This window comes from Nocardioides pymetrozini (assembly GCF_046058985.1).
GTDB lineage: Bacteria > Actinomycetota > Actinomycetes > Propionibacteriales > Nocardioidaceae > Nocardioides.
In genome coordinates this window covers 3,951,743-3,974,853 of sequence record NZ_CP175556.1, presented here as the reverse complement: position 1 = coordinate 3,974,853, position 23,111 = coordinate 3,951,743, and the positions used below count along the sequence as shown (strand labels likewise).

The following is a 23,111-nucleotide window of genomic DNA, read 5'->3' as shown; positions in this document are numbered from 1 at the left end:
GTGCCGGCGGGCTCAGCGCAGGGCGAGGCAGCCGGAGGTGACCGGCTCCCACTCGATCGCGGCGTGCTCGGCGATGCGCTTGTCGAGCCCGACGGCGATGTCCTCGGGCCAGGGCGCCGTCTTCCGGTCGGCGATCCGGACGCAGAGGAAGATCTCCTCGAAGTAGCAGGCGACCCGCTGGTTGGTGTCGTCGAGGATGTGGACCAGTGCATGCGCGGCGCGCTCGGAGCGGCCGAGCAGGCGCACCCGCACCGACATCTGGTCCCCGGTCCGCAGCTCGTGCAGGTAGGTCAGGTGGTGCTCGGCGGACAGGCAGGCGAAGCCGCTGAGCATCGGCCAGTTGAACGGGATGCCGATGTCGTAGAGCGACTCGTCGAGGCCCTCGCTGCCGATGCCGAGATAGTGCCGGACGTTGAGGAAGCCGTTGCTGTCCTCGAAGGCGCTGGGGACCGGCTGCACCGCGAACGCGGGCAGGGAGACGAGCTGGTCGTAGGTCGGCTGCGTGCTCATGCACCGGACCCTAGCGAGTCGGGCTCCGGATTGGGCGGGCCCGTGGCCCCGGCGTATCCTGGCGGTGCAGATCCACAGCGTGTATCTACCTCGCGCCGGGCTCGCCCGGCGGTCCAAGGCGGCACCCGACCCCTTGGACGAAGGACATGCCTGATCACTCCCGGAGCCACGCGCCGTCGCTGATGCGCGCCACCGGCACGTCGTACTTCCCGATCGCGCTCGTCGCGCGACTGCCCTACGCGATGATGGTCGTCGGGGTGCTCACCCTGGTGGTCGCCGGCAGGGGCTCCCTGGCCTTCGGCGGGCTCAACTCCGCCGTGGTCGGCCTCGGCGCGGCGAGCGTCGGCCCCCTCCTCGGGGCGGCGGCGGACCGGCTCGGCCAGCGGCGGGTGCTGCTGGCCAGCGGCGTCGTCTCCACCACCGCGCTCGGGCTGATGGCGTGGGTCGTCTACAGCCCCCTGCCCGCGGTCGCCGTGCTGGTCGTGGCGTTCCTCGTGGGCGCGAGCGCCCCGCAGGTCGCCCCGCTGTCGCGCAGCCGCCTGGTCCAGGTCATCGGCGCCCGGATCGCTCCCAGCCGCCGCTCGCGCACCTTCGACGCGACGATGGCCTACGAGTCGGCGGCCGACGAGATCGTCTTCATCGTCGGCCCGTTCGTGGTCGGCCTCCTCGCGACGGCGCTCGACCCGTGGGCGCCGGTCGCCGGGGCGGCGGTGCTCACCTTGGTGTTCGTGACCGCCTTCGCCCTGCACCCGTCGGCGCGGGCCGCGGCGGGAAGCGACGAGCGTGCCGTCCCGCCCGCGCCGGCACGCGAGATCGCCCGGCCGGCGCTGGTGGCCGTGATGGTGGGCATCCTCGGCGTCGGGCTCTTCTTCGGCTCGATGCTGACGTCGCTCACGTCCTTCATGGCCGACCACGGGCACGCAGCGAGCGCCGGCCTCGTGTACGGCGTGATGGGCATCGGCTCCGCCGCGCTGGCCCTCGGCGTGGCCCTCTTCCCCTCGTCGTTCTCCTTGCGCGCCCGGTGGCTGGCCTTCGGTGCGACCATGCTCGTCGGCGCCGCCCTGCTGCCCTTCGTGTCCTCGGTCGCCGCGATGTGCGCGGTGCTGCTGCTCGTCGGCTGCGGCATCGGGCCGACCATGGTGACCCAGTACAGCCTCGGCGCCCTGCGCAGCCCGGCCGGTCGCTCCGCCACCGTGATGACGATCCTCGGCTCGGCCGTGATCGTCGGTCAGTCGCTCGCCTCGGCGGTCACCGGGGTGCTGGCCGACCGGGTCGGGACCTCCGCCGCCCTCCTCATGCCGCTCGCCGCGGCGCTCGTGGTGGTCCTCGCCGGCGTCGCTAACGCGCTGCTGACGCCGGGGCCGGAGAGTCTCCCCGGTCGGTCGGCCGCCCCAGCGCAGCGAGCGCGCCCGCGGTCAGGCACACCCCTGCCATCGTGAGCGCCGTCGCCCGCAGCGCGGTCCCGTCCGCCCCGAAGACGTCGAGCAGGGCGACGGTCAGCGCCGATCCCACCGAGAACCCGAGATAGCGCAGCAGCTGGTTGAACGCCATCGCGCCGGCGGTCTCGTCGGCGCTCACGCGGGGGACGATGAGCATCGCCATCGACGAGAAGGTCAGGCCGCCGCCCAGACCGCCGACCGCCATGGCCGCGAACGCCTGCGCCAGGGTCTCGTGCCACGCGGCGAGCATCAGGAGCGACCCGCCGAACACGATGCAGCCGGACGGCAGCAGGAGCCGCGCCGCGCCGCGCTGCGCCAGGGCCAGCGCGAGCCGGTTCGCGGCGATGCCCGCCACGGCGTACGGGACCAGGGCGAGGCCGCTGGCCGCCAGGCCCGCGTCGAGGCCGTAGCCCGCCGACCCGTCGGCCTGGACCAGGACCACCACCAGGGTGAACAGGCCGTACAGGCTGATGCTCACGGCCACGGTCACCGCGTGGGGTGCCAGGATGCCGGGACGACGCGCGAGCCGGAGGTCGACCAGCGTCGGGCGGCCGCGCCGGTCGCGGAGGAGACTCCACCAGACCCAGGCCGCGACGAGGAGGACCCCTCCGGCTCCGGCGAGCACGGTCGCCGGATGCGTCCACCCCCATCGATCGCCCTGGCTCACCGCCAGCAGGAAGCCGAGTGTCCCGGTGCACAGCAGGACGGCGCCCGCGCCGTCGACCGGCTGCGGCGTACCGTCCGCGGCGGCCGGGAGGTGGCGCAGCGCGAGGACGGTCGCGGTGGCCACGAGGGCGGCTCCGAAGGCGTAGGCGCCCGCGATGCCGGCGTGCTCGGCGACGAACGAGGACGCCGGATAGCCGAGGCCGGCACCGCTGACGGTCGCCACGGACAGCAGCGAGAGTCGCGCGAGCAGCTCCTCGCCGGACCACAGGTCGCGGGCCGCAGCGAACGCCAGGGGCGCGAGTGCCATGCCCACTCCCTGCAGGGCGCGCCCCGCGATCATCGGCCCGACGCCCAGGGGCAGGGCGCTGAGGACGGTCCCGGCGAGGACCACCCCGAGACCGCCGAGCAGGACCGGTCGGCGAAGCGCGCCGGTCCCGAGGCGGCCCAGGACCGGCGTGACGACGGCGCCGGACAGCAGCGCCGCGGTGAGCACCCACTGCGCGGTGGCGAGCGGGATGCCCTGCTCCGCCGCGATCGTCGGGACCAGCGGTGCGCCGAGGCTGCTGACGACGCCGGTCACGACCGTGATCGCCGTCAGGGTCGCGAACTGCGCGCCGCTTCCCTGCTCGGACGACGTGGACGGCACACCCGATGGTCTCAGCCGGATACTCGGGCGGCGTTGCCGACTTCCACCGGGCGGGACGGCGCTCAGCCGCGCCGGGCGTCGGCCGCCCGTCGTTCCAGCAGGATCCGCTCGCCCGCGTTGCGGGTACGGCGAGCCGCCTCCTCGAACGCCGCGGCCGCCTCCGCGTGCCGCCCTGCGCGGCCGAGCAGGTCACCGCGGACGCTCGGCACGAGCGGGGAGTCGCGCAGCGCGTCGGCCGGAAGCGCCTCCAGCACCGCCAGTCCCGCCGCGGGGCCGGTGGCGCGGCCGTGGGCGACCGCCCGGTTGACCTCGACGACCGGCCCGGGCGCGGCATCGGCCAGCACGTCGTACAGGCGTGCGATCCGCCGCCAGTCGGTGGCCTCCGCCGTCTCGGCCCGTGCGTGCTCGGCGGCGATCGCGGCCTGGAGGTAGTAGCGACCGACCGGGACGCCGCGGGCCGCGATCTCCTCGGCTCGACGCAGGGCCGTCAGGCCGCGACGGACCAGGAGCCGGTCCCACCGACTCCGGTCCTGGTCGTCGAGCAGCACCGGCGCGCCGTCGGCGTCGGTGCGGGCGGGCAGGCGCGAGCCCTGCAGCTCGAGCAGCGCCTGGAGGCCGTGCACCTCCGGCTCGCCGGGCGCGAGGTCCGCGAGCAGCCGTGCGAGCCGGATCGCCTCGGCCGCCAGGTCGGGCCGGGTCCAGTCGTCACCGGCCGTGGCGACGTAGCCCTCGGTGAAGACGAGGTAGACGACCGCCATCACGTCGTCGAGCCGGCGGGTGCGCTCGGGCCCGGTCGGCAGCTCCAGCTCGGCGCCCGCCTCCGCGAGGGTCCGCTTGGCGCGGGAGATCCGCTGACCCATCGTGGCGCTCGGGACGAGGAAGCCGCGGGCTATCTCGTCGGTGGTCAGCCCGCCGACCAGGCGCAGCGTCAGCGCGGCGCGGGACTCGGGCGTGAGCGCCGGGTGGCAGCACAGGAAGATCAGCCGCAGGACGTCGTCCTCGATGTGGTCGACCTGGGAGTCCAGGTCCGGCATGGCGCTCACCTCCTCCGCCGTCCCGGCGGCATGGCCGATCTCCTCGGTCTTGCGGCGCAGGGTCGCGGCGCGGCGGATCTGGTCGATCCCGCGGCGCTTCGCGGTGGTCATCAGCCACGCGCCCGGGTTGTCCGGGACGCCCCGGTCGGGCCACTGCTCGAGGGCGGCGACCAGCGCGTCCTGGGCGAGGTCCTCGGCCAGGTCGACGTCCCGCGTCATCCGGACCAGCGCACCGACCAGCCGGGCCGACTCGTCCCGCCACGTGGCGGTGATCGCGTCGGCGGTGGTGGCGTCGGCCATGCGGCCAGCCTAGGGCCGGCCGCACGGCGACGCGTGCGGGTCAGGCGTCCGCTGCCGCCGGCGGCTCGTCGGGCACCTGGCGGAGGGTCGCCACCATCGAGCACTCGGGCCAGTGCTTCGCGTGCAGGTCGGCGAACTCCTGCTGCCCGGCGATCGCCTCCTCGAGGCTGTCGTACTGCAGCAGCGCCCAGCCGCCCACGGCCTCCCGCGCCTCGGCGTACGGCCCGTCGACCCGGGTGACCTCGCCCTTGCGGACCACGAAGTTCACCGCGTCGTCGAGGCCGAAGAGGCCGCCACCGTCGAGGAAGTGGCCCTGCTGAGCCTGCTCGCCGATATAGGCGTCCATCGCGTCGAACAGCGCCTGCGGCGGGTTGCCCTGTCCCTCTTCCATCCGCACGAATCCCATGAAACGCGGCATGTCGATCAGTCCTTCGTCAGTCGTAGGTGGGTGTTGACGAACCTACGTCGAACGGCGCCGTGTGCTTTCGACATCGGCTGGAAGTTCTTTTTCCTCGCCGGTGTCAGGGCTGGGGGTGGGGGGAGCCCGGGCCGGCGCGGGCTGCTGTAACTACCTGTTCGTGCGTCCTCCTGACCCGTAGACGGGTGCGGTAGTGGCACGAACAGGTAGTTACAGCTGCGGCGGCCGCCTCACACGTTGCGCCGGTACTGCCCGCCCACCTCGAAGAACGCCTCGGTCACCTGGCCGAGCGAGCACACCCGGGCGGCGTCCATGAGGACGGCGAAGATGTTCTCGCCGTTCGTGGCCGCCTCCTTGAGCCGGGCGATGGCCGCGGCGGCCTCGTCGGCGTGGCGGGCCTGGAAGTCGCGCACCCGCGCGAGCTGGGAGTCCTTCTCCTCCGAGGTGGCGCGCGCGAGCTCGATCTCGTCGGGCGTGCCGTCGCCGCTCTCCGGCGCCCGGAAGGTGTTGACGCCGATGATCGGCAGCGAGCCGTCGTGCTTCTTGTGCTCGTAGAGCATCGACTCGTCCTGGATCCGACCGCGCTGGTAGCCGGTCTCCATCGCGCCGAGGACGCCGCCGCGCTCGGAGATCCGGTCGAACTCGGTGAGCACGGCCTCCTCGACGAGGTCGGTGAGCTGGTCGACGACGTACGAGCCCTGGAGCGGGTTCTCGTTCGCGGCCAGGCCCCACTCCCGGTTGATGATCAGCTGGATCGCGAGCGCCCGGCGCACGGACTCGGCCGACGGCGTCGTCACCGCCTCGTCGTAGGCGTTGGTGTGCAGCGAGTTGGCGTTGTCGTAGATCGCGATGAGCGCCTGGAGGGTGGTGCGGATGTCGTTGAAGTCCATCTCCTGCGCGTGCAGGGAGCGGCCCGACGTCTGCACGTGGTACTTCAGCTTCTGGGAGCGCTCGTTGGCGCCGTAGCGGTCGCGCATCGCGATCGCCCAGATCCGCCGGGCGACCCGGCCGATGACGGTGTACTCCGGATCCATCCCGTTGGAGAAGAAGAACGACAGGTTCGGTGCGAAGTCGTCGATGTCCATCCCGCGCGCGAGATACGACTCGACGTAGGTGAAGCCGTTCGCCAGGGTGAACGCGAGCTGGCTGATGGGGTTCGCTCCGGCCTCGGCGATGTGGTAGCCGGAGATGGACACCGAGTAGAAGTTGCGGACCTGCTGCTGGATGAACCACTCCTGGATGTCGGCCATGCAGCGCAGCGAGAACTCGGTGGAGAACAGGCAGGTGTTCTGGCCCTGGTCCTCCTTGAGGATGTCCGCCTGGACGGTGCCGCGCACCGTCTTGATCGCCTCGTACGGGTCGAGGCCGCGCTCGCGGGCCTGGTCCATCGCGGTGTTGAGGTAGAAGGCCAGCACCGTCGGGGCCGGTCCGTTGATCGTCATCGAGACCGAGGTCGTCGGCGAGAGCAGGTCGAAGCCGTCGTAGAGCGCCTTCATGTCCTCCAGCGTCGCGACGGAGACACCCGACGTGCCGACCTTGCCGTAGATGTCCGGACGCTCGTCGGGGTCGCGGCCGTAGAGGGTTACCGAGTCGAACGCCGTCGAGAGGCGGGTCGCGGGCTGTCCCTCGGAGAGCAGCTTGAACCGCTTGTTGGTCCGGAACGGGTCGCCCTCGCCGGCGAACATGCGCGCCGGGTCCTCGTCGGCCCGCTTGAAGGGGAAGACCCCGGCGGTGAAGGGGAAGTGCCCCGGCAGGTTCTCCCGACGCCAGAAGCGGACCAGCTCGCCGTGGTCCTCGAAGCGGGGTACGGCGACGCGCGGCACCCGGTTGCCCGCGAGGGACTCGCGCCCCCGGGTCGCGGTGTCCTCGTCGTACGACGCCACGGTGGCCGGCCACGCGACGAGCTGCTCGCGCACGTCGAGCGGCAGGTCGTCGTTGGCGCGGGCCGCAGCCGCGGCGAGGTCCTCGATCACGCCGACCTGCTCGGCGAGCTCGTCGGCGACGGCGGTGAACCGCTGGGCGCGGCGTGCCTTCTCGACGAGCACCTCGGTCTCGGCGTGGTAGCCGCGCACGGTCTCGGCGATCTCGGCGAGATAGCGCACCCGGTCGGCGGGCAGCACGGTCTGGATCCGGGTCGAGCGCTTGCCCTCGACGGGGGCGAGCAGGCCGTCGCCGACGGCGAGTCCCTTCCCGGCGAGGAGGCCACGCAGGTACTGGTAGAGGGCCGTCACGCCGTCGTCGTCGAAGGTCGCCGCCGAGGTGCCGAAGACCGGCATGTCGGAGGGCTGCTGACCGAACGCCTCGCGGTTGCGGACCATCTGGCGCCCGACGTCGCGCAGCGCGTCCTCGGCGCCGCGCCGCTCGAACTTGTTGATCGCGACGGCGTCGGCGAAGTCGAGCATGTCGATCTTCTCCAGCTGGGAGGCCGCGCCGAACTCCGGCGTCATGACGTAGAGCGAGGTGTCGACGAAGGGGACGATCGCGGCGTCGCCCTGCCCGATGCCGGGGGTCTCGACGACCACCAGGTCGAAGCCGGCGGCCTTGATGACGGTGAGCACGTCGGTGAGGTGCTCGGGCACCTCGTGCGCGCCGCGGGTGGCGAGGCTGCGGAAGTAGACCTGGTCGCGGTCGAGGCCGTGGCCGGTGAGGTCGAGGCTGTTCATCCGGATCCGGTCGCCGAGCAGCGCGCCGCCGCCCTTGCGCCGGGTCGGGTCCACGGCGAGCACCGCGACCCGGACCTTGTCCTGCTGGTCGACGCGCAGGCGTCGTACCAGCTCGTCGGTGAGGCTGGACTTGCCGGAGCCGCCCGTGCCGGTGATGCCCAGGACGGGTACGGCGTGTGCCGCGGCGGCCTCGGCGAGCCGGTCGAGCAGGCTCCGGTCGAGCCGGCCCAGCTCGGCGCCGGTGATCGCCCGGGCGAGCGCGGCGCGGTCGCCGCTGAGCACCTGCTCGGCGGTGACGCCCGCGGTCTCCCACAGGTCGGTGTCGCAGGCCTCGACAACCGTGTTGACCATGCCGGGGAGGCCGAGCCGCTGGCCGTCCTCGGGGGAGAAGATGGTGACCCCGGAGCGGCGCAGCCGGTCGATCTCCTCGTGGACGATGACGCCGCCACCGCCGCCGACGACCTTGATGTGCTCGGCGCCGCGCTCGCGGAGCAGCTGGACGAGGTACTCGAAGTACTCCACGTGCCCGCCCTGGTACGACGACACGGCGATGCCCTGCACGTCCTCCTCGATCGCGGCCTCGACGACCTCGGCCACCGACCGGTTGTGCCCGAGGTGGATCACCTCGCATCCCTGGCTCTGGAAGATCCGACGCATGATGTTGATCGAGGCGTCGTGGCCGTCGAACAGGCTGGACGCCGTCACGAGTCGGACGGGGTGCTGCGGGACGTGCAGGGTGTGCTCGGGCATCGGTCCTCCAAAACTCCTTGGATCTCCGATAGTAGGACGTCCAAGTAATATGCGGAAGTCCTCGGATCGTCTAGGGTCGGGTCCGTGCCCGAGTCCCGCCTGCCGTTCGACCCGATCGACCGCGCCGGGGACCTGTGGGAGGAGCACTTCGGCGACGCGACCGCGATGCGCCTGGCCACCTCGGTCATGCGCGTCCAGCAGCTGATGATCAGCGCCCTCGACGCGGCGCTGAAGCCCTTCGGGCTCACCTTCTCCCGCTACGAGGTGCTCGTCCTGCTGCTGTTCAGCCAGCACGGGTCGCTGCCGCTGAGCAAGATCGGCGAGCGCCTGATGGTGCACCCCACCTCGGTGACCAGCGCGATCGACCGTCTGGAGGCGCAGGGCTACGTGGTGCGGATGCCCGACGAGGCCGACCGCCGGCGCACCCTCGCCCGGATCACCGCCGAGGGCCGCTCGACCGTGCGCAAGGCGACCAAGGCCGTCTGCGCCATCGACTTCGCCGTCACCGGACTCACCGGCGACGAGCAGGCTGCGGCGTACGACCTCCTGCGCCAGCTGCGGCAGGCGTCGGGCGACTTCGCGGACTGACAGCTGTAACTGCCTGTTGTTGCCACTGCCGTACCGGTATACGGGTGCGGTAGCAGCAACAACAGGTAGTTACAGCTGACCCCGCCACCCCCGGACCCACCTTCGAGGGTGCCGTCGGCGGGCCGCCCGGGTGAGAGTGCCGCCATGAGCACCGCCCTCGACTCCGCGACCGCGACCACCGCCCCCACCCCGACGACCGCGCTGCGCGCCGTCCGGGACCGGCTGCAGGCCCTGCGCACGTCGTACGACGCCGCGGTGGCCGACTTCGCCTGGCCCGAGGTGGGGCCGACGTTCAACTTCGTCCACGACTGGTTCGACGCCTTCGCGCGCGGCAACGACCGGCCGGGCCTGGTGATCGTGGAGGAGGACGGGCGCCGGGCGTCGTACTCCTTCGGCGAGCTCGTCACCCGCTCCGAGCAGGTCGCCGCGCACCTGGCCGCTCACGGTGTCCGCCGCGGGGACAGCGTCGTGGTGATGCTCGGCAACCAGGTGGAGCTGTGGGAGTCGATGCTCGCGCTGGTCCGGCTGGGCGCGGTGATCATGCCGACCACCACCGCGGTCGGCGCCGCCGAGCTCGTCGACCGCCTCCAGCGCGGCGCCGCGCGTGCCGTCGTGTGCAACGCCGCCGACGCCGCGAAGTTCGACGAGGTGCCCGGCGACTACCTCCGGGTCGCGGTGGGCGAGGTCGCGGGATGGCAGCCGTACGCCGCGGCGTACGACAGGCCGGCCGCGGCACTGCCACATCCCGGCAACGCGAGCACCGACCGCCTGCTCCTCTACTTCACGTCCGGTACGACGTCGCGGCCCAAGCTGGTCGAGCACACCCACCTGTCGTACCCGGTCGGCCACCTCTCCACGATGTACTGGCTGGGCCTGCAGCCCGGCGACGTGCACCTCAACATCTCCAGCCCCGGCTGGGCCAAGCACGCGTGGTCGAACTTCTTCGCCCCGTGGCTGGCGGAGGCCACCGTGTTCGTGCACAACTACGCCCGGTTCGACGCCGCCGCCCTGCTCGGCCTCATCCGGGATGAGGGAGTCACGACCTTCTGCGCGCCGCCCACGGTGTGGCGGATGCTGATCAACGCGGACCTGTCCGGTGGGAAGGGGGTGCTGCGCGAGGCGATCGCCGCCGGGGAGCCGCTCAACCCCGAGGTGATCAGCCAGGTCGAGCGGCACTGGGGGCTGACGATCCGCGACGGCTTCGGCCAGACCGAGATGACCGCCGCGGTCGCGAACACGCCCGGTCAGCCGGTGAAGTCCGGCTCCATGGGCCGCCCGCTGCCCGGCGTGCCCGTCCTCCTCGTCGACCCGCTCACGGGTGCGGTCGTCGACGGGGTGGGTGAGGGCGAGATCTGCCTCGACCTGTCGGTGCGCGACGGCGCCGGGCCGCTCAGCCTGATGACCGGTTACCAGGGCGACCCCGAGAGGAACGCCGAGGCGATGGCCGGCGGGCGCTACCACACCGGCGACGTCGCGGCCCGCGACGCGGACGGCTACATCACCTACATCGGCCGCACCGACGACGTCTTCAAGGCCTCCGACTACAAGATCAGCCCGTTCGAGCTGGAGTCGGTGCTCATCGAGCACCCCGCCGTCGCCGAGGCCGCGGTCGTCCCCGCGCCGGACCCGGTGCGCCTCGCCGTGCCGAAGGCCTATGTGGCGCTGGTCGACGGCCACGAGCCGAGCGCCGAGACGGCGGAGTCGATCCTGCGCTACGCCCGCGAGCACCTCGCCCCGTTCCTGCGGGTGCGGCGCCTCGAGTTCTTCGAGCTGCCCAAGACGATCTCCGGAAAGATCCGGCGCGTCGAGCTGCGCCAGCGCGAGACCGAGGTCGAGGGCGCGCGGCCCGCGGGTGAGTTCCGCGACGACGACTTCCCCGGCCTCAAGGGCTGAGCGACGCACACCCCGCGGCCACCCGCGCGGTGCGCGCGCGGGCCGGCGGGGGTGCTCAGCCGTAGGTATAGAAGCCCCGGCCGGTCTTGCGGCCGAGCAGCCCGGCGTCGACCATCCGGGCGAGCAGCGGGGGAGCGGCGTACAGGGGCTCCTTGAACTCCTCGTAGAGCGACTCGGCGACCGCCTTGACCGTGTCGAGGCCGATCAGGTCGGCGAGCGCCAGCGGGCCCTGCGGGTGGGCAGCGCCGAGCACCAGGCCGTGGTCGATGTCCTCGGCGGAGGCGAAGCCGGACTCGAACATCCGGATCGCGGAGAGGATGAACGGGATCAGCAGCGCGTTGACCACGAAGCCGGCGCGGTCCTGGCAGTCGATCGCCGTCTTGCCGAGCTCGTCCTGCACGAACGCGCGGGCGCGCTCGGTGGTCTCCGCGTCGGTCATCAGCGAGGGGACCAGCTCGACCAGCTTGAGCACCGGCACCGGGTTGAAGAAGTGGACGCCGAGCACGTGCGTGGGCCGCGACGTGGCGACGGCGAGCTTCATGATCGGGATCGACGAGGTGTTGGACGCGAGGATCGCGTCGGGGCTCGTCACGATCTCGTCGAGGCGGCCGAAGAGCTCGGTCTTGGCCTGCTCGTCCTCGACGATGGCCTCGATGACGAGATCCCGGTCGGCGAGGACGCCGAGGTCGTCGACCACCCGGATCCGGCCCAGGACGGCGTCCGCCGAGTCGATCTTCCCGCGGCTCTCGGCGCGCTTGAGGGAGCCCTCCAGGCGTTGGTGGGCCGCCTGGACCGCAGCGGGGGAGGACTCGACGACGACGACGTCCTTGCCGGCGCGGGCGTTGACCTCCGCGATGCCGGACCCCATCAGCCCGCCGCCGACCACTCCCACACGCTCGATGCTCGTCATCAGGTTTCCCCTCGCTCGCGCGGCGCGGGCCCGGTGCGCGCGCCGACCTCTCCGGCCGCACGGGCCGATTACTAGGACGTCCTAGTAAACGTAGGGGTGACCGGCGAGTAGGGCCAGCCGACAGCTCAGCCGAGGGCCTCGGCGACCGCCCCGACCAGTGCGGCCGAGGTCCGCTCGACCATCGCCAGCACCGTGCGGAAGCCGTCGTCGCCGCCGAAGAACGGGTCCGGCACCTCGCCGCCGGGCTCCTCGGGGTCGAAGTCGCGGAAGAGGCGCACCCGGCTGTCGTCGACCTCGCCGGCGGCGGCGAGCGCGCGCAGGTCGCGGAGGTTCTCGCGGTCCATCGCCAGGACGAGGTCGTGCTCGTCCAGCCAGGAGGCGAGGACCCGCTGCGCGCGGTGCCGGCTGGCGTCGTAGCCCTCGGCGGTGAGCAGGGCCGCTGCCCTGCCGTCCATCGGCTCGCCGACGTGCCAGGTGCCGGTGCCGGCGCTGACCACCTCGACCCGGTCGTCGAGGCCGGCCTCGGCGACCCGGGCGGCGAGGACGACGTCGGCCATCGGCGATCGGCAGATGTTGCCGAGGCAGACCACGGCGATCCGGTAGGGGCCCCGCGAGCGCGGAGGGGGCGCGGCGGTCACGGTGCCGCGCCGCTCAGTCGTCGACGCCGACGAGGGCGTCGAGGAGCCAGGTGGTGACACTGATGATGATCGAGCCGCCCACCGCCGGCCAGAAGCCGTCCACGTGGAAGCCGAGGTCGACGAGGTCGGCCAGCCAGGCCGTCAGGCGCAGAAGCAGCGCGTTGAGCACGATCAGGAAGAGGCCCAGGGTCACCAGGATGAAGGGGATCGACAGCAGGGTCAGCAGCGGCTTCACCCAGGCGGTGATCGCGCAGGAGATCAGCGCGACCAGCACCAGCGGCAGGACCTTGTCCTCGAGCTCGGCGCGCCCGGCCGTCGCACCGTCGAACCAGATGCCGTCGATCAGCTGGGCCGCCGCGGCCAGCGCGACGGCCGTGATCGCCCAACGGGACAGGAAGGCCAGCATGCGGTCAGTGTGTCATCGCGGCGGTCACTGCAGCCCGAGCGCCTCGACGATCTCGGTCGCGGCGTCGTCGATGTGGCGCCGGAGCAGGGCGTGCGCGCCGTCCGGGCCGTCGATGCGCCCAGCCTCCAGCAGGGCGACCAGGCTCTCGTGCGAGCCCGCCTCGTCGTGGGCGTTGCGCTGGACCCGGTCCACCTGTGCCAGCGCGAGCATGAGCTCGTCCATCAGGGTCTCGGCCATCTGCACCAGCCGCTCGCTGCCGGTCAGCTCGACGAGGGACACGTGGAAGGCGAGGTGGCGCTCGTTGAGGCTCTCGTACGACGCCTCGCCGCTGCGGACCGCCGCGGTGTAGGCCTCCAAGGTGGTGCGGACCCGCGCGCGGCGTACGTCGTCCGCGGTCGGCCAGGCCAGCACGCCCGCGCCCTCCAGCACCCACCGGGCCCGGCACACGTCGCGCACCGACTCGGCGCGGGGGGTGGCGACCATGACGCCGCGGTGCGGCTCACGGGTGGCGAGCCCCTCGCCGACGAGGACCGTCAGCGCCTCGCGCACGGTGGGCCGGGAGACTCCCAGCGCCTCGGCGAGGGCGATCTCCCGCAGCGGGGTGCCGCTCTCCAGCTCGCCTTCGAAGATGGCGCGGCGGACCTCGGCGGCGACCCGTGCGACGGTGGACGCGGACTCGGCGCTGAGGGGCGAGAAGGGTGAGGAGCGCGGCGTGGACGGTCCGGCCATGGACCCATTGTGCAAGGCTGAGGTCGTGCCTCCCGAGTCCCCGCCCGACGGTCCGCCCGAGGGTCCCTCCCTCGAGGTGCAGGGCAACCGTCGCCTCCAGGTCGTCATCACCGTCGGCATCGTCCTGGCGCTCGCCGCCATCGCGGTCGCGGGCGTCGCCCTCGTCGGTCGCGAGGACGGGGCGCCCGACCGTGGCGGCGACGATGCCAGCACCACGGTGCCCGCGGCTCCCGGCTCCGGGTCGACCCTCGACCTGCCGACGATCGACGCCTCCGACTTCCCCACCGACCTACCGACCGCTCCGCCGACCGTGGTGCCGAGCGGCTCGCTCCCGCCCCCCGACCGGCCGGACGAGGTTCGCAGCGGGCCGCCTCCGGGTATCCCGTCCGACATGCCGCCGTTCCCCACCGACCCCGCCGACCTGGAGTCGTGGTTCTCCGACTACCTCGAGCAGGTGAGCCCCCGATGAGCCAGACCCCGCCGTACGGCGCCCCGCCGCCCCCGCCCGGGCCACCGCCGAGTGGCCCGCCCCCGAGTGGCCCGCCCCCGAGCGGCCCGCCGAGCGGCCCGCCGCCGTTCCCGCCGCCGGGCCCGCCCGGAGGACCGGGCGGGCCCGTCCAGGGGCGCGGCCGGGCGCCGTGGATCGTGCTCGGCGTCGTCGGCGTCGTGCTCCTCGTCGGCCTGGTCGTGGGCCTGGTCGTCGCCCTCGCCGGTGACGACGGGGACGACGGTGACCGCGGCGGGGACACCGGGGCGGGCTCGCCGGAGGAGGTCGTCGAGGACCTCGTCGACGCGGCCGAGGACGGCGACTGCGCCGCGGTGGAGAGGCTGCTGACGGAGGCCGCCCGGTCCCAGGCGCCCTGCGAGTCCGAGGCCTTCCACCTGCTGGAGTCCGAGGACGTCGAGTCCGAGGTCCACGACGCGAGCATCGACGGCTCGACCGCGAGCGTGCCGGCCGAGTTCACCAGCCCCGAGGGCAGCGCCCGCTACACGTTCGTGCTCGAGAAGGTCGACGGGTCGTGGCGGGTGGCGTCGTACGCCGCCTCGCGGACCTCGAGCTCCGAGGGCGCCGAGGAGCCGACCGACGGGGTCGTCAGCGACCCGCCGAGCTCGGGATCGACCGGCTCCGGGCCCTCCGCCGGCGGCAGCAGCACCGCCGACGCCGTTCCCGACGAGCCCGCCGCCGTCGTCGAGGCGTTCTTCGACTCGGCCTTCGCCGGTGACTGCGCGACCGCCGAGGACCTGGTCACGCAGCGCTACCTCGAGGAGGAGGGCAGCTGCGACATCGACGAGATCCCCTCGGACCTCGGTGACAGCCTCAGCTACGACATCGGCGCGCCGACCGTCGACGACGCGGCCGGCACGGCCACGGTGCCCGTCGAGCTCACCGCCTTCGGCACCACGCAGAAGACCGTCGTCCAGCTCGTCCGCGAGGACGGTCGCTGGAAGATCGACGAGGCGGACTGAGCGCAGCTCGCCCGGCGCCGTACGTCCCCCGCCCCGCCCCAGCCCGCCCCGCCGAGGAGACGCGATGTCCGACCCGGACCAGCCCACCCCCGCCCCGCCCCCGACGCCCACGGCGCCGCCGACGACCGGGGGTCGCCGGCGGGGCCCGAGGGTCCTCGTGGTCGGCGGCGGTGTGGCTCACCTCGCGGTGAGGGCGCTCGTCGTGGCCCTCGTCGCGCTGCGCGGCCCGGGCGACGGCAGTCCGGAGTGCTGAGCCGGCCGTGCGCCCCCTCACCACCTTCCTCCTGCTCGTCGTCGCGACCCTCGTCGCGCCGCTCGCGATCGCGGGCACCTGGCTGACCGCGCGTGTCGACGACCGTGACGAGTACGTCGACACGGTCGCCGGCCTCGCCGACGACCAGCGCGTCCGTGCCCTCCTGGCCGAGGCCGCCGCGGACGGCGCGTTCACGGCCCTGCAGCAGCACATCCCGGTCGGCCTGCCGGAGGCGGTGCGGGAGTGGGCCGGCGTCGCGGCGACCGCGGTCGTCGAGAGCCCCGAGTTCCCCACCTTCTGGCGCCAGGCCAACGGCGACCTCCACGACCAGGTGCTCGCCGTCCTGGAGGACCCGGGGGCGCCCGCCGACGGGATGATCACCGTCGACGCCGGTCCGCTCGTCGCCCAGGTGCTGCTGCAGCTGGAGGAGCGCGGCATCCCCGTCGGACTGCTGCCGCGGATCCCGCTCCTGGTCCCCGTCGAGACCGAGGCGAAGGTCGCCGAGGCCGGGCCGGCGTACCGCACGGCGGACGGCGTCGTGCGGCTGCTGCCCCTGGTGTGGCTCGGGGTCGTCGCCCTCGCAGTGCTCGTCGCTCGCGGCTGGCGCGGACGGGTGCGCGCGGCGGCGGGTGCGCTGCTCGGGGTCGCGATCGGGGCCGGCGCGCTGCTCCTGACCGCCGACCCCCTGGCCGGTGCGGCCCTGGATCGGGTGGAGGTCCAGCGCCGCGAGCTCGCCGGCGTACTGCTGGACACCGTGATCGGCTCCGTCGAGCCGTACGCCCGCGCCTTCCTGTGGGCGGCACCGGTCGGCGTCGTCCTGGTCCTGCTCACGCTGTGGTCGGGCCGTCGGCGCGAATCGACGTTCCCGCCAGCCGCGGACCACTAGGCTCACGCGCGTGAGCGACCAGTTCCCCCCACCTGGGTTGCCCGGCGAACAGCCCCCGACGCAGATGGCGCCGCCCTCGGGTGGCGCGCCCGCGCCGCCGCCGTACGGCGCGCCGGGGGGACCCCCGCAGGGGCCCCCGCCGCCTCCCTACCCCTACCAGCCTGCGCCCGGGGGACATCCCGGCCCGGGCTACCCGGGGACGGGGCTCCCCGGTGGATACCCGGGTGGCGGATACCCGGGTGGCGGATACCCCGGTGGCGGATACCCCGGTGGTCCCGGCTTCCCAGCACCCCCGACCGGGGGTCGTGGCGGGCGCAGGGGCCTGATCATCGGCATCGTCGCCGCGGTGGTGGTCCTGGTCCTCGGCGTCGTGGCCGTCCTCGCGCTGACGGTCTTCGACGGCGACGACGAGCCGAGCGCCCGCGACGACGCGAGCGCCCAGTCCTCGGACGACACCGACGAGACCGACGAGACCGACCGGCCGACGGAGGACACCGACGACGGCTCCGAGGACCCGTCCGAGGACCTGACCGCCCTCGGCGAGGGGCCCGACGAGGACCCGAACATCACCGCTCGCGCCTTCCTCGACTCGCTCCTCGAGGGCGACTGCCTCGCCGTCGAGGGCCTGACCACGCCGGACTACTTCTCCTCCGAGTTCACCGACCAGGCCGGTTGTGAGGCGGTGGCGGGCGACCTGGAGATGTCGAACGCCGAGTACGCCTTCGAGGACGCGATCGTCGTCGGCTCGTTCGCGACGACCAGCGGCGAGGTGTACGCACCGACCACGGACAAGACGCTCATGTCGACCTGGATGCTCGACGGCAGCAGCGGCGAGTGGCTGGTCGACGGCTACAGCTACATCGAGAAGTGATGCGGGGCGACGGCGGTCCGGCTCCCCGGTCGTCGTCTCCCGCCCTGGGGGGACAGGGCGCCGGGAGCGATCTCCCGTGCGTCGCACCCGCCGCCGGACGGCGGCGGGAACCGACTGCCGATCATGGGGACGAGTATCGTGGCGATGAGGATGTGCTCCGAGTCACACGTCGCGCCACCCCTGTGACGGACCCGGACCACGGACCGACCCGACCCGTCCCGCGGCGATCCCGCAGCGGCGGATGCAAGGAGTGGCAATGACCGACCCCGTCTTCGGACCGGCCCCCGAACGCGCGCCCGACCCCGAGCTCGTCCAGCTCCTCACTCCCGAGGGCGAGCGGGTCCACCACCCGGGCTTCGACCTCGACTTCAGCGCCGACCAGCTGCGCGGCTTCTACCGCGACATGACGCTCGTCCGGCGCGTCGACGTGGAGGCGACGGCGCTGCAGCGCCACGGCGAGCTCGGGCTGTGGGCCCAGCTGCTCGGCCAGGAGGCCGCCCAGATCGGCGCCGGCCGCGCGCTCGCCCCGCAGGACTACGTGTTCCCCACCTACCGCGAGCACGGCGTCGCCTGGTGCCGCGGCGTCGACCCGGTCCGGCTGCTCGCCCTCTTCCGCGGTGTCGACCAGGGCAGCTGGGACCCCTCCGAGCACAACTTCGGCCTCTACACGATCGTGATCGGCGCGCAGACGCTGCACGCGACCGGCTACGCCATGGGCGTCCAGCGCGACGGCCTCGTCGGCACCGGCGACCCCGACCGGGACACCGCCGTGGTGGCCCACTTCGGCGACGGCGCCTCCTCGCAGGGCGACGTCAACGAGGCCTTCGTCTTCGCCGCGTCCTACAACGCTCCCGTCGTGTTCTTCTGCCAGAACAACCAGTGGGCCATCTCGGAGCCCTTCGAGCGGCAGTCCCGCATCCCGCTCTACCGCCGCGCCCACGGCTTCGGCTTCCCCGGCATCCGGGTCGACGGCAACGACGTGCTGGCGACGTACGCCGTCACCAAGGCGGCGCTGCAGCGGGCGCGCGACGGCCAGGGGCCGATCCTCATCGAGGCCTACACCTACCGGATGGGCGCCCACACCACGACCGACGACCCCACCCGGTACCGCCTCAGCGACGACGTCGAGCACTGGAAGCTGAAGGACCCGATCGCCCGGCTGGAGGTGTACCTGCGGCGCAACGGCATGGCCGACGACGCGTTCGTGGCCGACGTGGCCGCGGAGGCCGACGCGCTGGGGGAGCGGATGCGCCGCGAGTGCCATGCCCTGCCCGACCCCTCGCCCCACGACCTGTGGGACCTGGTCCATGCCGAGAAGACGGCCGAGCTCGCTGCCCAGCAGGCGGAGTACGACGCCCACGCCGCGTCGTTCGAGGAGGTGCTTTCGTGACGACCATGACCCTGGCCAAGGCGCTCAACGCCGGCCTGCGCAAGGCCATGGAGGACGACGAGAAGGTCGTCATCATGGGCGAGGACGTCGGCACGCTCGGTGGCGTCTTCCGGATCACCGACGGGCTGCAGAAGGACTTCGGCGACGCCCGGGTGATCGACACGCCGCTCGCCGAGTCCGGCATCGTCGGCACGGCGGTCGGACTGGCCATGCGCGGCTACCGGCCGGTGGTGGAGATCCAGTTCGACGGCTTCGTCTACCCCGCCTACGACCAGATCGTGTGCCAGGTCGCCAAGCTGCACTTCCGCAGCCAGGGGCGGATCCGGATACCGATGGTCATCCGGATCCCGTTCGGCGGCGGCATCGGCGCCGTCGAGCACCACAGCGAGTCTCCCGAGGCGCAGTTCGTGCACACGCCCGGTCTCAAGGTGGTCGCCTGCTCCCACCCCGCCGACGCCTACGCGATGATCCAGCAGGCGGTGCACGCGGACGACCCGGTCGTCTTCCTCGAGCCCAAGCGGCTCTACCACTCGACGAAGGCCGACGTGGACGAGGCGGCGCTCTCGGCCGCGCCGGCTCCGCTGTGGCAGTCCCGGGTCGTGCGTCCGGGCGCCGATGCGACGCTGGTCGCCTACGGTCCCACGGTCTCCACCTGCCTCGACGCCGCGACGGTCGCCGCCGAGGAGGGTCGCTCCCTGGAGGTGATCGACCTGCGGACCCTCTCGCCGCTCGACCTGCTGCCCGTCTACGAGTCGGTCCGCCGTACCGGACGCCTGGTGGTGGTCCATGAGGCGCACGTGACCCTCGGTCTCGGCGCCGAGATCGCCGCCCGGGTGACCGAGGAGTGCTTCCACTCGCTCGAGGCCCCGGTGCTGCGCGTCGGCGGCTTCGACACGCCCTATCCGCCCGCCCGGATCGAGGAGGCCTTCCTGCCCGACCTCGACCGGGTCCTCGACGCCGTCGACCGGACCTTCGGGTTCTGAGGAGTCACGCCATGGCTGCCCACGAGTTCAAGCTTCCCGACGTCGGCGAGGGTCTCACCGAGGCCGACATCGTCGCCTGGCGGGTCAAGGAGGGCGACGTCGTCGCCGTCAACGACGTCGTCGTCGAGATCGAGACCGCCAAGTCGGTCGTCGAGCTGCCCTCGCCGTACGCCGGCCACGTGCTGGCGCTGCTCGCCGCCGAGGGTGACACGGTCGAGGTCGGCACGCCGATCATCCGCATCGGCGAGCCCGGGGACGCGCCTGCGCCCCCCGCGTCCGACGCCCCGGCGCCCTCCGCGGCCGCGGCGGCTGCGTCCCCGGCTCCCGCGGAGCAGGGCCCGCCGGCCGCCGCCGTGCCGGCCGCGGCGCCGGAGCCCATCGACACCAACATCCCGCCGGCCGGCAACGCGACCCTCGTCGGCTACGGACCCAAGCAGCGCGCGCTCAAGCGTCGCGCGCGCAAGGCCGCTCCGGCCGAGGTCGCCGCGGTCGTGGTCCCGGGCCCGGTGGACCCCACCCGCCCGGTCCGCGCGCTGGCCAAGCCGCTGGTGCGGCGCCTGGCCCGCGATCTCGGCGTGGACCTCGCGGGGCTCGTCCCGACCGGGCCGAAGGGCACGGTGAGCAAGGAGGACGTGCTGGCCGCCGCCGGTGGCGGGTCCCGTCCCACCACCGCCGGGCCGGTGGCCAGCGATCCCGCCGGCCGGGAGACGCGCGAGCCGGTCAAGGGCGTGCGCAAGAACATGGCCGCCGCGATGGTGTCGTCGGCGTTCACCGCCCCGCACGTGACCGAGTGGGTGACCGTCGACGCCACCGCGACCGTGGAGCTCGTCGCACGGCTCAGGGACCGTCGCGAGTTCCACGACGTCAAGGTCAGCCCGCTGCTGGTCGTCGCGCGGGCCTGCCTGCTCGCGCTGCGGCGTACGCCGCTGATCAACTCCACGTGGGACGAGGCGGCCCAGGAGGTCGTCGTCAAGCACTACGTCAACCTCGGCATCGCCGCGGCCACCCCCCGCGGGCTCGTCGTCCCGAACATCAAGGACGCGCACGCGCTCTCGCTGGTCGAGCTCGCCCAGGCGCTGGAGGCGTTGACGGCCACCGCCCGCGAGGGCCGCACCCAGCCGGCCGACCTCGCGGGCGGCTCGTTCACCCTGACCAATGTCGGGGTGTTCGGCGTCGACGGCGGCACGCCGATCATCAACCCGGGCGAGTCGGCGATCCTGTGCCTCGGCGCGATCAGGCCGCAGCCGTGGGTCGTCGGTGACCAGGTCGTCCCGCGCCAGGCGATGACGCTGACACTGTCCTTCGACCACCGCCACATCGACGGTGCCACCGGCTCGCGGTTCCTCGCCGACGTCGCCGACATCGTGAGCGACCCGGCGACGGCGCTGCTCTACTAGCCGCCGGCGGCCCGGGAGGCTGGGGAGGAGCGGTCGCGGGACGGCGCCGGCGCGGGTAGAAAGGCCGCGTGTCCGCCCCGAGCGTCGACGGTGCGCCGGCACCGGGCGATGCGCTCGGGCCGTACCGGATCGTGCGCTGGCTGGGCCGGGGTGGCATGGGCACGGTCTACGAGGCCGTCGACACCGTGCTCGAGCGGCGGGTCGCACTCAAGCTGATCGTGGCCGCGCACTCCGGCGACCCGGCGTTCCGGGCCGGTCTGGTCGCGGAGGCTCGTGCGCAGGCCGCGCTCGACTCGCCTCACATCGTGCAGGTCTTCGCGCACGGGGAGGTCGACGGCCGGCTCTACATCGCGAGCCAGCTGGTCCCCGACGGCGACCTGGGCGCGGCGCTGCGCGACCACGGCCCGCTGCCGCCGCACGAGGCCGCTGAGGTCGTCGCCCAGGTCGCCGACGGACTCGCCGAGGCGCACCGGTCCGGCCTGGCCCATCGCGACATCAAACCGGCCAACGTGCTGCTGCGCCGCCGCGGGCCCGAGACGGTCGCCTATCTCGCCGACTTCGGCATCGCCACGGCGGCCGGGGACGGCAGTGGGGTGAGGACCGACCTGGAGGCGATGGGACGGCTGCTCGCCGCGTGCCTCACCGGCCGGACGCCGTACGACGGCCGGCCGGTGCCGCATGTCCCGCGCCGCCTCGCGCGCGTGCTCGAGGCGGCGCTGGCCGGTCGGCTCTCGGCCGCCGAGCTGCGGGAGGAGCTGCGTGCGGCGGCCGCCGCGTCGTCGTACGCGAGAGGTCGGCGGCGGGCGAGTCTCCTAGCGGCGCTGGCGGGCTCGGCTGCCGCGGTGGTCCTCTTCGTGGCGCCGGTCGCTCTGCCCGCGGGTCAGGGACCGGAGCCCGAGGCCGGCCGTGCGGCCGCCGGCGGCGCCGTCGCGCCCCTCGCTCGCTCCCTCGAGCAGGACGCGGCACTCGACCCGACCACCGCCGCCTGCACCGCCCGCGCGCTCGCCGGCCCCCGTGCCGAGGCCGGCGACTCTCTCGCGGACCTTCCCGTCGACGCCGTCCTCACCGCCGCCGCCCGCTGCCTCTGGCCCTGACCCGCGAGGTGTGAGAAGTGGGGCCGCGAGGTGTGAGAAGTGGGGCCACCGCGGCCCTAGGAACTCACACCTCACACCCCCACAAGTCACACCTCGCGGGTCACGGCACACGGAGAGCGGCCTCAGGGGGCCAGGAGCTCCTCGGCCCAGGCCGTCCAGGCGGCGAACTGTGCGGACTCGCGATGGGGGCCGGGCAGCGGGTCGCCGCCGACGACGAGGTTGAGCAGGTCACCCGAGTCGTCCGTCCCGAGGAACTCCAGGTGCAGGCGCGAGCCAGGGCCGAAGGAGCTCGCCACGGACCACAGTGCCTCGACGAGCGGCGCCAGCCGGTCGCCGTACGCCGCAGGTGTGAAGGGCCCCACGCCCTCGTGGTCGAAGCGGGCGGACAGGTTGACGGTGCCCGGACCGGCGGGGTTCTCCACCCGGTAGCCGGGCTGGTCCTGCGGTGTGAGCGTGACCTGCTCGAGCCCGCGCCCGGGTGCGAGCGCGTCCGCGGCGGCGAGCGCGCGCCAGCGGCCGACCACCTCCGAGGTCAGCGGCTCGTCGGTGGCCAGGTAGGTGATCGGGCGGCCGAGGTCGGAGGTGTTGAACGCCCAGCCCGGTACGCCGGCCAGCCGGTCGTCGGAGGCGACCTGGGTGGCGAGCGCGAGGATGTCGGCGATCTCGGCGGTGGCGATCGAGTCGACGTGGACCTGGCCGCGGCCGCTGAGGGTCCACTCGTGCGCGGGGAGCCTCTCGGAAGCGGCCGCCCAGGCCGCGGCCAGCACCGTCGCGCTGCGATGGTCATCGGTCACGAGCTCGAGCTCGTGGATCTCGGCCGGATCGCGGAGGACCAGCTCGGCGCTGCCGTCGCCGTAGCCCCGGCCGTAGAGGTCCTCGAGCCCGTCGATCGACGCGTCGAGGACGCGGGCGATCTCGTCCCGGGTGGCGTCCTCGGTGAGGGTCACGTACAGCGTCGGCGTCCAGTCGTCCCCGGGCTCGGGGGTCGCCAGGTCGACCTCGGCGACTGCCGCGAGCGCGGTGACCTGGCGGGTCAGCTCGGCTGGCGACTCGATCCCGGCCCGGCAGCCGACGAGCGACACGGCCATCAGGGCGACGCAGACGAGGCCGGCCAGGCGGTCGGCGAGGGCAGGGGTGACCCGGCAGGCCGAGCCGCGACGCACGTGGGACACCTGGCCAG

At 73.5% G+C, this 23,111-nt stretch carries 22 protein-coding genes; 12 read left to right on the top strand and 10 right to left on the bottom strand.

Going from position 1 to position 23,111, the window contains the following annotated elements:
- Nucleotides 1–12: 12 nt before the first annotated feature.
- Nucleotides 13–510 (bottom strand): thioesterase family protein, encoded by a 498-nt coding sequence (locus tag ACJ5H2_RS19450; RefSeq protein WP_408897086.1) that lies wholly within the window; start codon nucleotides 508–510, stop codon nucleotides 13–15.
- Nucleotides 511–656: 146 nt separating this feature from the next.
- Between ACJ5H2_RS19450 and ACJ5H2_RS19445 the strand changes: the two genes are divergently transcribed.
- Nucleotides 657–1,949 (top strand): MFS transporter, encoded by a 1,293-nt coding sequence (locus ACJ5H2_RS19445; protein WP_408897085.1) that lies wholly within the window; start codon nucleotides 657–659, stop codon nucleotides 1,947–1,949.
- Here the strand turns inward: ACJ5H2_RS19445 and ACJ5H2_RS19440 are convergent.
- From ACJ5H2_RS19440 to icmF, 4 genes are all read right to left on the bottom strand, one after another.
- On the bottom strand, nucleotides 1,849–3,261 hold the full coding sequence (locus ACJ5H2_RS19440; RefSeq protein ID WP_408897084.1) for an MFS transporter: 1,413 nt from the start codon (nucleotides 3,259–3,261) through the stop codon (nucleotides 1,849–1,851). The two genes, ACJ5H2_RS19445 and ACJ5H2_RS19440, sit on opposite strands and share 101 nt — an antisense overlap.
- A 62-nt stretch (nucleotides 3,262–3,323) precedes the next feature.
- Entirely contained in the window at nucleotides 3,324–4,595 is a 1,272-nt protein-coding gene (locus ACJ5H2_RS19435) for an RNA polymerase sigma factor (protein WP_408897083.1), read from the bottom strand.
- A 40-nt stretch (nucleotides 4,596–4,635) separates the two neighbouring features.
- The gene (locus ACJ5H2_RS19430; protein ID WP_408897082.1) at nucleotides 4,636–4,986 is read right to left on the bottom strand and encodes a YciI family protein; all 351 of its coding nucleotides are present in this window, start codon (nucleotides 4,984–4,986) and stop codon (nucleotides 4,636–4,638) included.
- A 257-nt stretch (nucleotides 4,987–5,243) separates the two neighbouring features.
- Complete coding sequence (gene icmF, locus ACJ5H2_RS19425) at nucleotides 5,244–8,426, bottom strand: fused isobutyryl-CoA mutase/GTPase IcmF (protein ID WP_408897081.1); 3,183 nt, start codon at nucleotides 8,424–8,426, stop codon at nucleotides 5,244–5,246.
- A gap of 84 nt (nucleotides 8,427–8,510) precedes the next feature.
- On the opposite strand from icmF, the gene ACJ5H2_RS19420 reads away from it, so the two are divergent.
- Complete coding sequence (locus ACJ5H2_RS19420) at nucleotides 8,511–9,014, top strand: MarR family winged helix-turn-helix transcriptional regulator (RefSeq protein ID WP_408897080.1); 504 nt, start codon at nucleotides 8,511–8,513, stop codon at nucleotides 9,012–9,014.
- Nucleotides 9,015–9,158: 144 nt separating this feature from the next.
- Nucleotides 9,159–10,907 (top strand): AMP-binding protein, encoded by a 1,749-nt coding sequence (locus ACJ5H2_RS19415; protein WP_408897079.1) that lies wholly within the window; start codon nucleotides 9,159–9,161, stop codon nucleotides 10,905–10,907.
- Between the two features lie 55 nt (nucleotides 10,908–10,962).
- Here ACJ5H2_RS19415 and ACJ5H2_RS19410 read toward each other — a convergent pair whose 3' ends face one another.
- From ACJ5H2_RS19410 to ACJ5H2_RS19395, 4 genes are all read right to left on the bottom strand, one after another.
- Nucleotides 10,963–11,817: a 3-hydroxybutyryl-CoA dehydrogenase gene (locus tag ACJ5H2_RS19410; RefSeq protein WP_408897078.1), complete on the bottom strand. Its 855-nt coding sequence runs from the start codon at nucleotides 11,815–11,817 to the stop codon at nucleotides 10,963–10,965.
- Nucleotides 11,818–11,942: 125 nt separating this feature from the next.
- Complete coding sequence (locus ACJ5H2_RS19405; protein WP_408897077.1) at nucleotides 11,943–12,455, bottom strand: low molecular weight protein-tyrosine-phosphatase; 513 nt, start codon at nucleotides 12,453–12,455, stop codon at nucleotides 11,943–11,945.
- 13 nt (nucleotides 12,456–12,468) lie between these two features.
- Nucleotides 12,469–12,861, bottom strand: a complete 393-nt coding sequence (locus ACJ5H2_RS19400) for a phage holin family protein (protein WP_408897076.1) — start codon at nucleotides 12,859–12,861, stop codon at nucleotides 12,469–12,471.
- Nucleotides 12,862–12,885: 24 nt separating this feature from the next.
- A complete protein-coding gene (locus ACJ5H2_RS19395; protein ID WP_408897075.1) occupies nucleotides 12,886–13,590 on the bottom strand; it encodes a GntR family transcriptional regulator in 705 nt (234 codons plus the stop codon).
- 25 nt (nucleotides 13,591–13,615) lie between these two features.
- Here ACJ5H2_RS19395 and ACJ5H2_RS19390 point away from each other — a divergent pair, with 25 nt between their 5' ends.
- The 9 genes from ACJ5H2_RS19390 (at nucleotide 13,616) to ACJ5H2_RS19350 (ending at nucleotide 21,931) form a co-directional block, all read left to right on the top strand.
- Entirely contained in the window at nucleotides 13,616–14,059 is a 444-nt protein-coding gene (locus ACJ5H2_RS19390; protein ID WP_408897074.1) for a hypothetical protein, read from the top strand.
- The gene (locus ACJ5H2_RS19385) at nucleotides 14,056–15,057 is read left to right on the top strand and encodes a hypothetical protein (protein ID WP_408897073.1); all 1,002 of its coding nucleotides are present in this window, start codon (nucleotides 14,056–14,058) and stop codon (nucleotides 15,055–15,057) included. The genes ACJ5H2_RS19390 and ACJ5H2_RS19385 overlap by 4 nt, the downstream gene beginning before the upstream one ends.
- A 64-nt stretch (nucleotides 15,058–15,121) precedes the next feature.
- Nucleotides 15,122–15,310, top strand: coding sequence for a hypothetical protein (locus ACJ5H2_RS19380; protein WP_408897072.1), 189 nt, complete (start codon nucleotides 15,122–15,124; stop codon nucleotides 15,308–15,310).
- A gap of 7 nt (nucleotides 15,311–15,317) precedes the next feature.
- Nucleotides 15,318–16,196 (top strand): hypothetical protein, encoded by an 879-nt coding sequence (locus tag ACJ5H2_RS19375; protein WP_408897071.1) that lies wholly within the window; start codon nucleotides 15,318–15,320, stop codon nucleotides 16,194–16,196.
- A gap of 346 nt (nucleotides 16,197–16,542) precedes the next feature.
- Nucleotides 16,543–17,067, top strand: a complete 525-nt coding sequence (locus ACJ5H2_RS19370; RefSeq protein ID WP_408897070.1) for a hypothetical protein — start codon at nucleotides 16,543–16,545, stop codon at nucleotides 17,065–17,067.
- 256 nt (nucleotides 17,068–17,323) lie between these two features.
- Nucleotides 17,324–18,457: a pyruvate dehydrogenase (acetyl-transferring) E1 component subunit alpha gene (gene pdhA / locus ACJ5H2_RS19365; RefSeq protein WP_408897069.1), complete on the top strand. Its 1,134-nt coding sequence runs from the start codon at nucleotides 17,324–17,326 to the stop codon at nucleotides 18,455–18,457.
- A gap of 5 nt (nucleotides 18,458–18,462) precedes the next feature.
- Entirely contained in the window at nucleotides 18,463–19,440 is a 978-nt protein-coding gene (locus tag ACJ5H2_RS19360) for an alpha-ketoacid dehydrogenase subunit beta (protein ID WP_408899653.1), read from the top strand.
- An 11-nt stretch (nucleotides 19,441–19,451) separates the two neighbouring features.
- On the top strand, nucleotides 19,452–20,837 hold the full coding sequence (locus ACJ5H2_RS19355; protein ID WP_408897068.1) for a dihydrolipoamide acetyltransferase family protein: 1,386 nt from the start codon (nucleotides 19,452–19,454) through the stop codon (nucleotides 20,835–20,837).
- A gap of 68 nt (nucleotides 20,838–20,905) precedes the next feature.
- A complete protein-coding gene (locus ACJ5H2_RS19350) occupies nucleotides 20,906–21,931 on the top strand; it encodes a serine/threonine-protein kinase (RefSeq protein WP_408897067.1) in 1,026 nt (341 codons plus the stop codon).
- 122 nt (nucleotides 21,932–22,053) lie between these two features.
- On the opposite strand, the gene ACJ5H2_RS19345 is transcribed toward ACJ5H2_RS19350, so the two are convergent.
- Nucleotides 22,054–23,103 (bottom strand): hypothetical protein, encoded by a 1,050-nt coding sequence (locus ACJ5H2_RS19345; protein WP_408897066.1) that lies wholly within the window; start codon nucleotides 23,101–23,103, stop codon nucleotides 22,054–22,056.
- Nucleotides 23,104–23,111: the final 8 nt, after the last annotated feature.